The sequence below is a fragment of the Spongiactinospora sp. 9N601 genome, from assembly GCF_044326295.1.
In the GTDB taxonomy this organism is placed as follows: Bacteria; Actinomycetota; Actinomycetes; order Streptosporangiales; family Streptosporangiaceae; genus Spongiactinospora; species Spongiactinospora gelatinilytica.
This window is the reverse complement of record NZ_JBIRBB010000009.1, coordinates 135,566-150,270: the sequence shown is the minus strand read 5'-3', so window position 1 is coordinate 150,270 and position 14,705 is coordinate 135,566. Positions and strand designations below refer to the sequence as shown.

The window sequence follows — 14,705 nt, the reverse complement described above, 5'->3', positions numbered from 1 at the left end:
GGGTTAGGAGTGTCATAGGGGGAGGCCGGTGGGCTTGCGGTGCCGCCAGGGGTGGGCGCGTTCGAGCTGCCCGGCCAGGGCGAGGACGGTGCCGTCCTGCCAGCGGCCCCCGATGAGCTGGACGCCGAGCGGCACGTCCCGCTCGACCAGCGGGACGGAGATCGCGGGCAGGCCCAGCATGTTGGCCAGCACGGTGAGCGAGGCGGTCTCCTCGGCCCGGCGCAGCGGCAGCCACGGGTCGGCCTCCTGCCCCTCCCACAGCGAGCCGATCCGCGGGGCGAGCACCGGATTGGTGGGGGTGAGCAGGACGTCCACCTCGTCCCAGGCCCGGTACATCTCGGCCGACCGGATCTGGAGGTCCAGGATCGCGGTGACGTACGTCATCGCGTCCATCTCGCGGGCGGCCTCGCGGAGGGTCCGGTTGAGGGGTTCGATGGCGGACTCGTCGGTGACCACGCAGTCGGCCGAGCCGGTGGCGTACAGGATGTCGAAGCGGGTGGTGAACCACTCCTGGTCCAGGCCCGGCACGCGCTGCTCGACCACCTCGTGCCCGAGGTCGGCGAGCAGGTCGGCGGCCTGGCGGAGGAGGGCTTCGGCCGCGGGGTTCACCTGGGCGGCGAACGCGGGCTGGAGGTTGAGGCCGATGCGCAGCCGTCCGGGGTCGCGCTGGGCCCGCTCGCGGAACGGCACCTCCGGGCGGGGCGGGGTGTACCAGGTGGGGCGGGGGGCGGTGGCGAACACGTCCAGTACGGCGGCCGTGTCCAGCACGGTCCGGGTGAGCACGCCTTCGGTGGCGAAGCCCTCCATGTAGTGGGCGTCGGAGGGGACCAGGCCACGGCTGGGCTTCATCCCGACCAGGCCGCAGTAGCTGGCGGGCTCCCTGATGGACCCGGCCCCGTCGGAGGCGTGCCCGATCGGCAGCAGGCCCGCCGCCACCGCGGCGGCCGATCCGCCGCTGGAGCCGCCGGGGCTGAGTTCCAGGTCCCACGGGTTGCGGGTCGCGCCGTGCCGGAGCGACTCGGTGACCGACACGGTGCCGAACTCCGGCGAGGTCGTGCCGCCCACGAAGACGAAGCCCGCCTCGCGCAGCGCCCGCACCGCCGGGGCGTCGTACTCCATGACCGTGTGCTCGATGCCGTTGGAGGCGCTGCACAGCGGCCAGCCGAGCACCGGGTGCAGGTCCTTGATCGCGATCGGCACGCCGTGGAACGGCGGCAGCGGCTCGCCCTTGGCGACCTTCGCGTCGGCGGCGTCGGCGGCGGCCCGGGCCTCGTCGTGGGCGACGTGGCAGAACGCGTTCAGAGCCGGGTTCACCCGGTCGATGCGCGCCAGGTAGCCCTCCACGAGCTCCCGGGAGCCGATCTCGCCGGCCGCGACGCGCGCGGCCAGCTCGGTCGCGCTCGGCCAGCCCTCGGGTCCGGTGCCTGCGGGATCGCGCAGATCCCCGGCCGGGACGGTCTCCGTCATGCCTTCTCCTGTTCCTTACGGGTGGGACGCCAGCCGGGGCGGGGCACGCTCGCGCGCAGCAGGCGGGTGTAGGGGTGGCCGGGTTCGTCGAGCACCCGGGCGGCGGGCCCGCGTTCGACGATCGAGCCGTGCCGCATGACCACGATGTCGTCGGCGATCTGGCGGACCACGGCCAGGTCGTGGCTGATGAACAGGTACGCGACGCCGGTGCGCTCGCGTACGTCGGCCAGCACGTTGAGCACCTGCGCCTGGATGGACACGTCGAGCGCGGCGACGGACTCGTCCAGGATCAGGATGCGGGGCTCGGCGGCGAGGGCCCTGGCGATGGCCACCCGCTGGCGCTGGCCGCCGGACAGCGCGGAGGGCAGCGCGGCCATGTGGCGGTCGGACAGGCCGACCAGGTCGGCGAGTTCGGCGACCCGCTCGCGCCGCCGGGGCGCGGACAGCGAGGTGTGCAGCCGCAGGATCTCCTCCACGGCGGCGCCCGGGCTCTGCCGGGGGTCCAGGCTGGAGTACGGGTCCTGGAAGACGATCTGGACCTCGCCGCCGCGCCTGCGCCGTTCCCGCGCCGAGCGGGGCGGGGCGGAACGGTCCCGGCCGCAGGCGGTGATCCGGCCCGCGGTCGGCCGTTCCAGGCCGACGATCATGCGGGCCACGGTGGTCTTGCCGGAACCGGACTCGCCCACGATGGCGACCGCGCCCGCCGGGGGCAGCGTGAGGCTCACATCGTCCACGGCGACGGCTTCGCCGAAGGTCTTGCGGAGCCCGGCCAGCTCCAGGATCGGCTCCTTGGTCTGCTCAGCCATGGGACGCCGCCTGCAACTCCTCGGCGCGCAGGCAGGCCACTTCGCCGTCGGACATGGGCCGCAGCTCGGGCCGCCGGGTGCGGCAGCCCTCGCGTACGTGGGGACAGCGCTCGCAGAAGGCGCAGCCGTCGGGGGCCTCGAAGGCCGACAGCGGGCGGCCGGGGATGGTCGCCAGCCGGTCGGCCCGCCGCTCCAGGGAGGGCCGCGCGGCGGTGAGCGCCGCCGTGTACGGGTGCAGCGGGTCGTCGTGCAGCGACGCCGAGGCGCGTACCTCCATCACCCGGCCCGCGTACATCACCGCGGTGCGGTCGCAGACGGCCGCCGCCAGTTCCAGGTCATGGGTGATGAACAGCATGGCCAGCCCGCGCTCGCGGCGCAGTTCGTCCAGCACGGCCATCACCTCGGCCTGCGTGGTGACGTCCAGCGCGGTGGTGGGCTCGTCGGCCAGCAGCAGCTTCGGCTCGGCGAGCAGGGTGGCCGCGATCATGACGCGTTGCAGCAGCCCGCCGGACAGTTCGTGCGGGTACTGCCGCAGCCGCCGCCCGCCGTCGGCGATCCCCACCTCGCCGAGGACGCGCACCGCGCGCTGTTCGGCCTGCCTGCGGCCCACCCGGCCGCGGATGCGCAGCGCCTCGGTCAGGAAGTCGCCGATCGTGCGCACCGGGTTGATGTGCGCCCGGGGGTCCTGGAAGATCATCGGGACGCCGGCGCGCAGTTCGCGCAGCGCAGCGCCGCGCAGCCCGCCCACGTCGGTGCCCTGGTACCGGATCGCGCCCTCCACGCGCGCGCCCGGCGGCAGCAGCCGCACGATCGAGCGGGCCGTCATCGACTTGCCCGACCCGGACTCCCCCACCAGGCCGACCGCCTCGCCCTCGGCGATGCTCAGCGAGACGTCGCTGAGCACCGGCTTGGGCCGGTCCGGGGTGGGCAGGGTCACCGTCAGACGGCTGATTTCGAGAATGCCGCTCATGCCGCGCCTCCCGCGCGAGTGCGCCGCCAGGGCCATGGGCGGCTCGTCAGGCGGCCCGCAGGCAGCCGCTCGCCGAGCAGGTTGAAGGCCACCACCAGGACGACGATGCAGCCGCCGGCCAGCAGGGATTCGGCCGGGTAGCCCTGGAGCACGCCGGACTGCCCGCCGCCCACCATGGTGCCCCAGTCGGCGTCCGGCGGCTGCACGCCGAGCCCGAAGAACGACACGATGGCCAGATCGACCATGGCGTAGCTGAAGAACAGGGTCGCCTGGGCGGCGATGATCGGCAGCAGATTCGGCACCAGGTGGCGGACGCAGATCGACAGCGCGCTCGCGCCCTGGACCTCCAGCGCCTGGATGTAGGGTTTGCGCCGTTCGGCCAGCGCGGCGCTGCGCACCAGCCGGGCGATGTAGGGGATGTAGGCCACGGCCAGGGCGAGCACCGCCGCGTTCAGGCCGGGGCCGAAGACGGCGGCCACCAGCATCGCCAGCAGGACGCCGGGGAAGGCGAACATCACTTCGAGCACCGCGGAGACCACCGAGTCCAGCCATCCGCCGACCCACGCCGCCGTGATCGCGACGGCGATCCCGGCGGCCATGCTCAGCGTGACGATCCACAGCGGGCCGAGCAGCGAGGTCCGGGCCCCGGTGAGCAGCCGCGCGAGCAGGTCACGGCCCTGCCCGTCGAAGCCCAGCGGATGTCCGGCCGCCGGAGCCCCGTAGGCGTGGGTGATGTCGCTGGCGTTCGGATCGGCGGTGGTCAGGATGGGGCCGATCGCGGCCAGCACGACCGCCAGGACGATCACGCCCGCCGCGCCCATGCCCAGCGCGCCCAGTCTCCCGCGCCCGCCGCGGCCGGCCCGTAGCGTCGCCGATACCACGGTCATGATCGCCCTCCTAGCTTGATGCGCGGGTCGAGCATCGCCGCCCCGACGTCGACCAGGGTGTTGACCAGCACGAACGCGGTGACCAGCACGAGTGCGATGCCCTGCACGACGCTGAAGTCCTTCGACAGCGCGGAGGTGACCAGGTACGCGCCGAGCCCGTTGAGGCCGAAGGCCCGCTCCACGACCGCCGACAGCGCGATCATCGAGGCCACCGTCATCCCGGCCAGCGTGGCGATCGGGACGGCGGCGTTGCGCAGGGCGTGCCGGCGTACGACGGTCGCGTACGGGATGCCCCGGCTGACCGCCGTCTGCACGTGTTCGCGGCCCATCTGCTCGCGTACCGAGGTCCGGGTCACCCGGGCCACGGCCGCCGTGGCGGACGCGGCCAGGGCGAAGGCCGGGAGCGTGAGGTGCCGGACGCTGTCCCAAAAGCCGGTGCCGTTGCCCAGCGCGGGCAGCCAGCGCAGCGTCACCGCGAAGATCCCGATCAGCACGATCGCCGCGACGAACGGCGGGACGGCCACCACCATCGCCGTGCAGACCACCACCATGGAGTCGAAGAACCCCGGCCGCAGCGCCGCCAGCAGCCCGAACGCCACGCCGACGACCAGCACGATCAGCGCGGCGTAGACGATCAGGGACAGGGTCGTCCCGGCGCGGGAGACGATGAGGTCCGACACGTCCTGGCGCAGCGTGATCGACATGCCGAGGTCGCCCCGCACCGCGTTGGCCAGCCAGTTCGCGTACTGCACGAAGAACGGGTCGTCCAGGCGGTAGCGCTCGACCAGGACGGCCACGGCCTCCGGCGGCAGCGACCGGCCCCCCGACAGTGTCGCGAGCGGGTTGCCCGGCGCGGCCCACAGGCCGGCGAACACCACGAAGCTCGACACCAGCAGGGTCGCCACCATCATGATGGCCCGGCGGATGAGATAGGCGACCACCGGCTACCCCACCGCTCCGAGCTGGTCGGCCCAGGGCGCGAACAGGTGGTGGGAGGACACGGTCGCTCCGGTGAGCTTCTTGTTGAGCACCAGGACCGTGTCCGGCGCGACGACCGGGATCCAGGGCAGGTCCTCGGCGAGCAGCGCCTGTGCCTCGACGGTCGCCTCGGCGCGCTTGGCCGGGTCCTCCATGCCGCGCACCTTTTCGAGGAGGTCGGCCGTCTTCTTGTTGCGGTAGCTCCCGTAGTCCTGCGGGCCGCCGGGCACGGACAGCGACGCGTAGAGGGCGGCGGGGTCGGCCCAGTTGGGGTAGTTCGTGGTGAAGAAGGCGTCCACGTCGGCGCGGGCCTTGGGGTCCAGGAAGAACCCGCTGTAGGCGTCGGCGGAGACCGCCTTCAGCTCTGCCTTGAGGCCGATCTTCTCGGCCGCCGACCGCACCAGGTTGGCCTCGGTGACCAGCTTGTTCAGCTCGTTGCTGAAGCCGAACCTGACGGTCTTGCCGGTCGCCCCGGCCTCCTGGACGAGCTTGCGGGCGGCTTCGAGGTCCACCTTCGTCTCGGGCAGCGCGTCCCAGGCGCGCTGGAAGGTCTCGCGCTCATATCCCCAGGTGGCGGGGGTGCCGAGGGCGCGGGCCGGCTGGGCGGTGCCCTTGTAGAGGGTGCGGATGTACCCCTCGCGGTCGATGGCCATCGACAGCGCCCGGCGCACGCGCGCGTCGGACAGCACGCCCCTGCCCATGTCGGCGATGATCATCGCGTCGATCAGGTACGACGGGCCGCGGTGGATGTTCACCGTGCCGCTGGCGCGGACCTGGTCCAGGGTGGACAGCGGGAGTTCCATGTACCCCCCGTCCACCTCGCCGGTGACCAGGGCCGCGGTGAGCGTCGCCTCGTCCGGGATGCCCTTGAAGTCGATCTGCCGGACCAGCGGTTTGACCGAGCCGTTCCAGTAGGCGTCGTTGCGCACCACGGAGAGCACGTCGCCGGTGCGCCACTGACCGAACTTGTAGGAGCCGGTGCACATGGCGCCGCCCTTGACGGTGCCGTAGTCCTTGCCCTTGGCCTCGACATAGCGCTTGGAGACCACGATGCCCGGCATGTAGGACAGGACGTTGCGGAGCCAGTAGTCCGGCTCCTTGAGTTTCAGGGTGACTTCGAGCGGGCCGGTGGCCTTGACCGAGGCGATCCGGTCCACCACGGGACCCCAGTAGCCGCCCTGCTTGGGATCGAGGTTGCGCTCGATGCTGAAGGCGACGTCGGCGCTGGTCATGGGCGAGCCGTCCCAGAACGTGACGCCTTCGCGGAGGGTCAGGACGGCGGTCTTCGGGTCGGGATAGTCGAGTTTGGTGGCGAGGCCGGGTTCCACCGTCCCGTCCGGCGACTGCCGGAACAGCGCCTCGCACATCAGGCTGGTCACGGTGATCTCGGGATAGTCGCCCGCCGTGATCGGGTCGATGGAGGTGGTGCCCCGGTAGAGCGCCCAGGTGATCCGGTCCACCTGGCCCTTGCCGGGCGGGGTGGTGGTGACGAGTTCCTGCTGTTGCTGCGCGGCGTCCGGGGGCGCCGTCCCGGTCGTGCCGCCGGTGTCCCGGTAACATCCGGCCGTTGTCAGCATCAGCCCGGCCACTGTGGCCGCGATGGTCTTTCTCCGCACGCCTTGCATCTGTACCGCCAAGTTCGCCAGGGGCTGCTTACGCCCCTCCCGGGGGGATAAGTAGTCGAACGATCGCTCAATTAGGTGCCCGCGTCAAGGGGCGTTTTTACTGGATATGTGCTTCTACCTGGATCAACGCGTCGGCGAGGACGTCCAGGAACAGATCGCAGTCCGCCTCGGTCAGTACGAGCGGAGGTTTGATCTTCAGGACGTTGCCGTCCGGCCCGTCCGTGGAGATGAGCACGCCGCGGGCCTTCACCGCCTCCTTGACCGCCGCCGCGTGCCCGGTGGCGGGCGCGCGGCCGGGGTGGCTCAGCTCGATGCCGATGAACAGGCCCTCGCCGCGCACGTCCCCGATCAGGGGATGTCGCTCCCGCAACCCGCGCAGCCCGGCCAGGAGCTGATCGCCGCGGGCGCGGGCGTTGGCCTGGAGGCGCTCGTCCTGGATGACGTCGAGCACCGCGAGGCCGGCTTCGGCGGAGACGGGGTTGCCGCCGAAGGTGTTGAAGTACTCCATCCCGGTCTCGAAGGACCGGGCGATCTCCGGAGTGGTCACCACGGCGGCCAGCGGGTGCCCGTTGCCGAGCGGCTTGCCGAGGGTGACGATGTCGGGCACGGCGTCCTGGGTCTCGAAACCCCAGAAGTGCCGGCCCACCCGGCCCAGGCCCACCTGGATCTCGTCGGCGACGCAGACCCCGCCGGCCTGACGTACGTGCTCGAAGGCCGCACGCAGGTATCCGTCCGGGTAGACGATCTGGCCGCCGCAGCTCTGCAACGACTCGGCGAAGAACGCCGCCGGTCGCAGGCCCCGGGAGGCCAGGGTGGTCAGGTGGCCGGCGACCGAGGCGGCGTACCGGGGGCCGAGATCGTCGTCGCGGCCCGCGCGCAGCCGTCCCCGGTAGGGGTCGGGCAGCTCGCAGACGTGTGTGGTGGTGGGGCCGCCCTGCCCGCCGGGGCCGTCGAACTTGTACGGGCTCAGCGCGACCTGGGAGCTGAGGTGGCCGTGGTAGGCGTGGTCCAGGACCAGCACGTCCCGCGCGCCGGTGTGCGCGGTGGCCAGCCGGAGCGCCAGGTCGTTGGCCTCGGAGCCGGAGTTGACGAAGAAGCAGACCCGCAGCGGGTCCGGCAGCAGCTCGACCAGCCGGTGGGCGTACTCCACGACCGACTCGTGCAGGTAGCGCGTGTTGGTGTTGAGCAGGGCGACCTGCCGGGAGACGGCCTCGACCACCCGGGGGTGGCAGTGGCCGACGTGGCAGACGTTGTTCACCAGGTCCAGCCACGGCCGGTCGGCCTCGTCGTAGAGGTAGGCGCCCTCGCCGCGGACGATGTGCAGCGGCTCGCCGTAGGAGAGGCCCAGCGCCCGGCTGAAGTTGGTACGGCGGCGCGCGGCCAGCGCGGCGGCGTCCCTGCCGGTGCGGGCCGCGCTGCCGCCCCGGTGGCCGAGCAGCAGGTTGGGGTCGATGCTGACGCTCTTCCACAGGTCCGCCTCGGCGGCGGGCACGGTGTCGGGCACCCGGTCGGGGAGGTGGGTCAGCAGGTGCAGGCGCAGGTCCGTGCCGCTCGTGGTGCCGAGCGGGTCGCCGGGGGCGAGTTCGCCGCCACGGCGCGGCGGGCCGGCCGGGGCGAGACCGCGGTAGAGGGTCCAGAACGGCACGCCGCCCTCGGTGCGGTGCGCGAGCGTCACGGTGTCGCCCCGCACGGCGTGGACCACGGCGGGGAGCGGGCAGCGGACCGTGGCGGGCCCGTCCGTGCGCAGGTCACGGCCCAGGCGTACGCCTTCGGGCGTCCGCTCGCCGTGGCGTCCGGCCAGGTGGACCTCGTCCAGCAGGGGGAAGGGGCGGGCGGCGCCCGACGTGAGGTGCCGCCGCACCGCGCGGGCCGCCGGGTTCGCCGGGAAGCCGACCGCGTCGCGCAGCGCGAAGTGCGCCAGGTCCGGGCTCGTCCCGGCCAGCTTGCGCAGTACTTCGGCCACGCCCTGCCGGCTGACCAGCAGGTAGTCGTTGCCGGGGTCGTTGGCGTGCTGGTGGGCGGACATGCACAGGCTCATCGCCAGGCGGGTCCGCGCGAGGTCGAACAGCACCGCGAGCTCGTCGGTCCGCAGCGGGGCCACCTCGTCGTAGCCGCGCACCAGCGGCAGGACCGCGCGCAGCGGGTCGGCGTGGCCCTGCATCGCGTACGCGAGCGCCACCGCCAGGCCGCAGACGCGCGGGGTCCACACCAGGTCGCCGAAGTCGATCAGCCCGGCGATCCCGCCGTCGTCGTCCACCAGGATGTTCAGCTCGTTGGCGTCGTTGTGGACGACCTGGTGCGGCAGGGCGGCGAGGCGGGGGGCGACGTGCTCGGCGTACCGGTCGAAGACCTCGGTGACCAGCGGCAGGAGCGCGTCGTCGAGCAGGGCGGCCAGCTCGGCGACCCGTGGCGCGCTGGTCAGGTTCCATACCAGGTCGCGGCCCATCGCCGGGTGGGTGAAGTCGCGCAGCGCCCGGTCGATGCCCGCGACCTGCCGGCCGAGGCCGCGCAGGAGCGCTTCGGTGGGCTCGACCTCGGCCCACGGACGGCCCGCCAGCCAGGTGAGGACCCGCACGATCCGCGGCCCGTCGTCCCAGGTGACGGTCACCGAACGGCGGCCGTCGAGGGAGGCGACCAGCCCCGGGACCGGGTGTCCCGCCAGGTGGAGCAGGGCGGCGTCCTGGAGGTCGAGTTCGGCGGGGTCCGCGCCGGGGGCGTGGACCTTGATCACATAGCCGTCGCCGTGCTCGGTGACCAGCCGGAAGTTGCGATCCCGCTCCCCGGGCAGTGCCCGCACCCGGCCGTCCAGCCCGTACTGCCGCCGGACGATCTCCGCCACCCGCGCCGAGTCCTCCGCGAGGGTGGGGGCGGCGCCGTGGTCGTTGGCCGTGGGGGTCACGCCGTCTCTCCTTCCGACGTTGTGTGTGATCGAACGATCGCTCAAATAGCTGGACATGTCAAGACCCTGATGTGATGCGCCTCTCAGGAGGCGGGCTCCTCGTCGCGCGGCTCGATGGACAGCTCGACGCGCTCCAGCAGCAGCTCAGGGGCGGGCAGGGCCAGGTCGCGGACGCGGAGCAGGTGGCCGTCGTGGTTCGCGCCCATCAGGGCCAGGCCCATGTCGGCGAAACGCTCGCACAACTGCGGGATGTCCAGCTCGCCGTTCGGCCGATACCAGTGCGCCACCCCCGTGGCCATCTGGATCAGGGCCAGCCGCGCGACACTGCCGCGGTCCTCGAACACGCCCGCGCGGACCCCCGCGCGCAACGTCTCGGCCCACACCTGCTCGTAGGCGTCCCGCATCCGCTGGACCTCCTCGCGGGCCTGCCCGGTCAGCGCCTGGAACTCATGGTCGGCGACCTGCGCGGCACGCGGATTGCGGGCGTGGAAGGCGACGTGAACGGCGATCAGCGCGGCCAGCCGCCCGGCCGGGTCGTCGATGTCGCGCAGGGTCTCGGCGCTGCTGGTGGCCAGCACGTCCATGACCCGGCGGGTGACGGCCTCCAGCAGCTCGTCCTTGGAGGAGGCGTAGTAGTACATGCCGGAGACGGCGACCCCGGCGGCCTCGGCGATGTCGCGGATGCCCGTGCCGTGGAAGCCGCGCTCGGAAAAGAGCCGGCAGGCCGTGCGGAGCAACTGGAACTGCGTGCGCGCCGACTGCGCCCGGCGGGGAGCGGTGGGCTTCATCCTGCCCCCCCTGCCCCGCGGACTCCCGCCCGTCTGGTTGGTCGTGGCCATGATTCAGGACTATCCCATAGCCAGGGCGGTCGCGGGATTGGTCACGGTAAGCCCGGTGATCTCGGCCTCGGACAGACCCATCCGGCGCATCAGCGGGATCACGTTCTCCAGGATGTGGGTGTACCCGGGCCCGCCGTACCGGCGCAGGTAGACCTTCTGGCAGATGTCCTGCGCGATGAGCACGCTGTCGGCGAACCCCGCCTCCATCAGCGACTGGACCCACTCCACCCGGGTGCGGTCGTTGGGGCGGCGCGCGTCGGGGTTGAACGCGTAGTAGGTGGACTCCTGCCCGAACAGGTCCAGCTCCAGGTAGCAGCCGGTGCGGGCCAGTTCCAGCAGGTCCTCGGCGCGCCACAGGGTGCGGTCGATGTGCGACATGATCACGCGGTCGGGGTCGCCGCCCGCGTCCGCGACCGTCCGCATCGCCGCGAGCGGCGCTCCGGGGTGGCGGCCCGGATGGATCTGCAACACCGCGCCGGTGGTCACCTGCGCGCGGCACGCGGCGCGCAGCACCTTCTCCTCGTCCGGGTGGACGGGGTGACTCAGGCCGATCTCGCCGATCAGGCCCGCGCGCACTCCGGTGTCACCGACGCCTTCCTGGACGTCCGCGACGATCTCCGCGCAGATGGCGTCGATCGACGCGTCCGCCACGCCCGCCGGGTGGTAGTCGCGGCTGTAGTAGCCGCTGCCCATCACGATGTGGACCCCGCTGCCGCGCGCGACCCGGGCCAGCCCGAGCGGGTCGCGGCCCAGCCCCACCGGGGAGGAGTCCACCACCGCCCCGCCTCCGGCCAGGCGATAGTGGGTCAGTTCCTCGGTGGCGTCCTGCTCGGACAGCAGTTGCAGGTTGTCGAGGTTCAGGACGGTACGCCGGATCCAGTCGTAGTTGTCCAGGCGTACCGGCTCGGCGACCCGCGCGCGTACCGAGGCGGGGAACTCCTGCCGGACCCCCGCCTGCGCCCCGGCCTGCGAGGCGACCGGGGCCGTCCCCCAGGAACGGACGATGGCCGACATGTCGCTCAGCACGTGCTCGTGCGGTTGCGTGTGCCCGAGCGCGGCGGGATCGACGTCTCCGAGGACGGTACGCACGCGGCGTCCGGGAAGTTCTGTCATGCAATTAGTCTATCGATCGTTTGGACAAATAAGTAGCCGCCTTTCGTTGCTTCCATGGCCCGTGCTACTTGATCGCGGGGAGGTCGAAGACGCGGGCCACCTCTTCCAGGGAGCGGTCCTGCGTCTCCTGGTAGAGGGCGTACGGATCGAGCACCGGGCGGCCCATCGCCTCGGCGAGCCGGCCGGCGTCGTAGCCCGCGGCGTCCCTGCTGTCGTCCTTGCGGCCCTCGCCGGTGAGGTTGGACTGGAAGATCCCGGCCGCCGAGCGGGGCAGGAAGTCCTCGTAGACGATCGGCTCGGGGCGCACCCAGCCCTGGTCGATGAGGCCGGCGAGGTCGGTACCGGGCCGCCGCCCGTCCGGGGCGCGGTCGGTGACCGGCCGGTAGGTGAAGTAGCCCAGGCCATCGACCGCGAGGCCGCGTTCGGTGGCAGGGAAGCCCGCTGGGTCGCCTTCCCATATCTTCCGGGCGATGGCCGGGTCGCCGGTGCCGGTCCTGGCCATCAGGGCGTCGTAGCGCTCCCGGCCCGCGCGGGTGAGCGCGATGCCGCGCGCCTCGACCTCACCGAACCGCACCCGCAGCGCCCCCGTCTCGACCCGCCCGTCCGGCAGCCGCAACCGGCGCGGCTCGGCCAGGGCGCGGAACGACGTCTGCCGGAGCAGTACGTCCGGGCCGGACCAGCGGGGCGGCCCCTGGATCTTGTCGATCATGGTGATGCCGCGCTCGGTCATCCGCCGGTAGAGGTCGTCGATGTCGAGCACGCGCGGCGTCAGGTGGTTGATGTGCGTGCTCGTCACGCCGCCGATGTCGGCCGCGACCGCCGAGACCTGCTCCAGCGTCTCGTACCACGACTTGTCGATCGGCTCGGTGGACAGCGCGAAGGACCGGGCGGCCAGGTCCAGGAAGCGCTCGGCCGCCTGCTCCGGGAGCCCTCCGTCGAGTTCGGCCCGGTCGGCGAGGTCCAGCAGTTCCGGTGGGAAGAGTTCGCGGGCGGCCAGGAAGTCCTCCAGCCGCGCGCCGAGGTCCGGGTCGAAGAACCGCCGGTCGGCCGGGGTGAGCATCGAGGTGAACACCCGGAACGGGTTGAAGGCCAGCTCGCCGGCCTCGACCGGGCGGAACGCGGTGGAGACCACCGGCACCGCGCTGGTGGCGGCGTCGCGCAGGTCGTAGAAGCCCACCGGGCGCATGCCGAGCGCCCCGAAGATCCGGGCGACCTGCTGGAGTTCGGCGGGCGTGCCGACGCGGATCGCGCCGTGCCGTTCGGCGGAGACCCGGTCGATGGATCCCAGCCGCTCGGCGTCGCCGCCGAGCCGGCCGAGGACCGCGTCGTTGACCTCGCGCGACACCTCGACGAGGGTCCGGTAGGCGGGCACTTCCCGCCCGTACATCTCCGACAGCCGCCGCGCGAAGGCCGCGCGCAGCCGCCGCTGCGGTATCACTGACATGCGTCCCACCTTGGGGGGAGCCCCACCACGAAGCCAAGCCCCAGCAGAACGATAGATTTCCGGCCTGAGGCCAAGGAGGGCTTGGCCTGGAGGTGGCCGCATGCTCAAACCCCTGCACCTGCGCACCTTGCGGGCGGTGTGCCGGACCGGTTCGTTCGCGACGGCCGGACGCGAGCTGGGCTACACGGCCTCGGCGGTGTCCCAGCAGATGGCCGCCCTGGAGAAGGACTCCGGGCTGGCGCTGTTCGAGCGCGAGGCCCGGGGCGTGCGGGCCACCGCCGCCGCGTACCGGCTGGCCGAACTGAGCGAACGCGTCCTCGCCGACCTCGCCGACCTCGGCCGCCAGACCCGCGAACTGGCCGGCGGCGCGACCGGGCGGCTGCGGCTGGGCAGCTTCGCGACGGCGAGCGTACGGCTGATCCCGGCCACGCTGTCGGCGTTCGCCGGGCGCTACCCCCGGGCGGAGATCCTGCTGGAGGAGGGCGAGCCGGACGAACTCCTCCCTTTGGTACAGGACGGCACGCTGGACCTGGCCCTCGTCTACGAGTACGCGCTCACTCCCCGGCAGTGGCCGGACGGGCTCACCGCGCACCACCTGCTCCGCGAGGACCTGCTCCTGCTCCGCCCCGGCCACGCGCATCCGGAACCGCCGGAGTTGTCCGCGCTCGCCGGGGAACGCTGGATCGCCAGCCGCGAGGGCACCGGCGGCGCGCTGTCGCTGACCCGGCTCTGTGCGGCGGCCGGATTCGCGCCCACGGTGGCCTTTCGCAGCGACAACTACGACGTGGTGCGGCAACTGGTCGCGGCGACGCTGGGCGTGGCGATCGTCCCGGCCCTCGGCCACGTCCCGGACGAGCGCGTCCAGGCCACCCGGCTGGACTCGCCCTCAGCCCGCCGGGATGTACTGGCCCTGCACCGCGCGGCCAACACCAACCCGCTGCTCCCCGCTGCACTGACCACATTGCACCGATCGGTTTTGCGGTAGGAAGAAACCATGACAAACAGTCAGGAGTACGGCCGTCCAGGCCCGTTACAGAGCGTGTGGATTCTGGTGGGCGCGCTGGCGCTGGGGGCGGCGTTCGGGGCGGCGACGTCCATCGTGAACGGCATCTCGATCAGCCTGCACGACTTCGAGAGCCGGGACTACTCCATGACCGGCTGGTCCGGCCCGGAGATCGTCAGCCTGATGTTCGACTCCGGCTGGGCCTGGGCGGGGGTCGCGGTCGCGGCGGGCTGGCTGCTCACCCGCCGGAGCGGGCTCGGCCGTACGGCGGAGGCGGTCCACGCCGCCATCGCCGGCCCGCTGACCCTGGTCGCGGCCACGGCCGCCTACGGCCTCACGGACGCCGTCCGTAGCGGAGACTTTTACCGCTGGTACGAGTTCGGCGGTTCGTACTGGTTCGTGCTCGGTGTCCTCTTGGGGCCGGTACTCGGCCTCGCCGGGACGTTCATCAGGCGGCCCGGAGTGGCCGGGCTGCTCGCGCGGCTGATCGTGCCGGTCGGCGCGGCCGTGCAGATGGCCGTGCTCCCGCCCGGCAGGAACGACGTGGTCCGGGGCATCGGGCAGGCGGTCGTCTGGACGCTCGCCGCCCTGGCCATCGGCTTCATCGTCGTACGCTTCGGCCGCACCGAACGCCGCAGGCGGGCCGCGACCACCTCGTGAGGGATTAGGGTGCG

General features: G+C 72.6%; 12 protein-coding genes. 2 read left to right on the top strand and 10 right to left on the bottom strand.

The genetic code is table 11. The features are described from left to right. Positions 1-12 precede the first annotated feature (12 nt). The 10 genes from ACH34R_RS22930 to ACH34R_RS22885 all read right to left on the bottom strand — a co-directional run bounded on the left by ACH34R_RS22930 (position 13) and on the right by ACH34R_RS22885 (position 13,028). Positions 13-1,467: an amidase gene (locus ACH34R_RS22930; RefSeq protein WP_397563536.1), complete on the bottom strand. Its 1,455-nt coding sequence runs from the start codon at positions 1,465-1,467 to the stop codon at positions 13-15. Further along, positions 1,464-2,273, bottom strand: a complete 810-nt coding sequence (locus ACH34R_RS22925; protein WP_397563535.1) for an ABC transporter ATP-binding protein — start codon at positions 2,271-2,273, stop codon at positions 1,464-1,466. Before ACH34R_RS22925 ends, ACH34R_RS22930 begins: the two co-directional genes overlap by 4 nt. Beyond that, positions 2,266-3,243 (bottom strand): ABC transporter ATP-binding protein, encoded by a 978-nt coding sequence (locus tag ACH34R_RS22920; RefSeq protein ID WP_397563534.1) that lies wholly within the window; start codon positions 3,241-3,243, stop codon positions 2,266-2,268. The genes ACH34R_RS22925 and ACH34R_RS22920 overlap by 8 nt, the downstream gene beginning before the upstream one ends. After that, a complete protein-coding gene (locus ACH34R_RS22915) occupies positions 3,240-4,130 on the bottom strand; it encodes an ABC transporter permease (protein ID WP_397563532.1) in 891 nt (296 codons plus the stop codon). The genes ACH34R_RS22920 and ACH34R_RS22915 overlap by 4 nt, the downstream gene beginning before the upstream one ends. After that, a complete protein-coding gene (locus ACH34R_RS22910) occupies positions 4,127-5,071 on the bottom strand; it encodes an ABC transporter permease (RefSeq protein WP_397563531.1) in 945 nt (314 codons plus the stop codon). Before ACH34R_RS22910 ends, ACH34R_RS22915 begins: the two co-directional genes overlap by 4 nt. A 3-nt stretch (positions 5,072-5,074) precedes the next feature. Continuing rightward, positions 5,075-6,724, bottom strand: a complete 1,650-nt coding sequence (locus ACH34R_RS22905) for an ABC transporter substrate-binding protein (protein WP_397563530.1) — start codon at positions 6,722-6,724, stop codon at positions 5,075-5,077. 106 nt (positions 6,725-6,830) lie between these two features. Further along, the gene (locus tag ACH34R_RS22900) at positions 6,831-9,632 is read right to left on the bottom strand and encodes an aminotransferase class III-fold pyridoxal phosphate-dependent enzyme (protein WP_397563529.1); all 2,802 of its coding nucleotides are present in this window, start codon (positions 9,630-9,632) and stop codon (positions 6,831-6,833) included. Positions 9,633-9,715: 83 nt separating this feature from the next. Continuing rightward, positions 9,716-10,420: a TetR/AcrR family transcriptional regulator gene (locus ACH34R_RS22895; protein ID WP_397563528.1), complete on the bottom strand. Its 705-nt coding sequence runs from the start codon at positions 10,418-10,420 to the stop codon at positions 9,716-9,718. A 60-nt stretch (positions 10,421-10,480) separates the two neighbouring features. After that, entirely contained in the window at positions 10,481-11,584 is a 1,104-nt protein-coding gene (locus ACH34R_RS22890) for a phosphotriesterase (protein ID WP_397563527.1), read from the bottom strand. Positions 11,585-11,648: 64 nt separating this feature from the next. After that, positions 11,649-13,028 carry a 2-oxoadipate dioxygenase/decarboxylase family protein gene (locus tag ACH34R_RS22885; protein ID WP_397563526.1) on the bottom strand — a complete coding sequence of 460 codons (1,380 nt, stop codon included), beginning with the start codon at positions 13,026-13,028 and terminating at the stop codon, positions 11,649-11,651. A gap of 100 nt (positions 13,029-13,128) precedes the next feature. Here ACH34R_RS22885 and ACH34R_RS22880 point away from each other — a divergent pair, with 100 nt between their 5' ends. Beyond that, positions 13,129-14,013, top strand: coding sequence for a LysR family transcriptional regulator (locus ACH34R_RS22880; RefSeq protein WP_397563525.1), 885 nt, complete (start codon positions 13,129-13,131; stop codon positions 14,011-14,013). A 9-nt stretch (positions 14,014-14,022) separates the two neighbouring features. Beyond that, positions 14,023-14,691, top strand: a complete 669-nt coding sequence (locus ACH34R_RS22875; RefSeq protein ID WP_397563524.1) for a hypothetical protein — start codon at positions 14,023-14,025, stop codon at positions 14,689-14,691. The last annotated feature ends 14 nt before the right edge of the window (positions 14,692-14,705 follow it).

Bases quoted from the DNA above. Each gene is read 5' to 3' on its own strand.
- ACH34R_RS22930 (WP_397563536.1), bottom strand. From the start codon at position 1,467: ATGACGGAGACCGTCCCGGCCGGGGATCTGCGCGATCCCGCAGGCACC.
- ACH34R_RS22925 (WP_397563535.1), bottom strand. From the start codon at position 2,273: ATGGCTGAGCAGACCAAGGAGCCGATCCTGGAGCTGGCCGGGCTCCGC.
- ACH34R_RS22920 (WP_397563534.1), bottom strand. From the start codon at position 3,243: ATGAGCGGCATTCTCGAAATCAGCCGTCTGACGGTGACCCTGCCCACC.
- ACH34R_RS22915 (WP_397563532.1), bottom strand. From the start codon at position 4,130: ATGACCGTGGTATCGGCGACGCTACGGGCCGGCCGCGGCGGGCGCGGG.
- ACH34R_RS22895 (WP_397563528.1), bottom strand. From the start codon at position 10,420: ATGAAGCCCACCGCTCCCCGCCGGGCGCAGTCGGCGCGCACGCAGTTC.
- ACH34R_RS22890 (WP_397563527.1), bottom strand. From the start codon at position 11,584: ATGACAGAACTTCCCGGACGCCGCGTGCGTACCGTCCTCGGAGACGTC.
- ACH34R_RS22885 (WP_397563526.1), bottom strand. From the start codon at position 13,028: ATGTCAGTGATACCGCAGCGGCGGCTGCGCGCGGCCTTCGCGCGGCGG.
- ACH34R_RS22880 (WP_397563525.1), top strand. From the start codon at position 13,129: ATGCTCAAACCCCTGCACCTGCGCACCTTGCGGGCGGTGTGCCGGACC.
- ACH34R_RS22875 (WP_397563524.1), top strand. From the start codon at position 14,023: ATGACAAACAGTCAGGAGTACGGCCGTCCAGGCCCGTTACAGAGCGTG.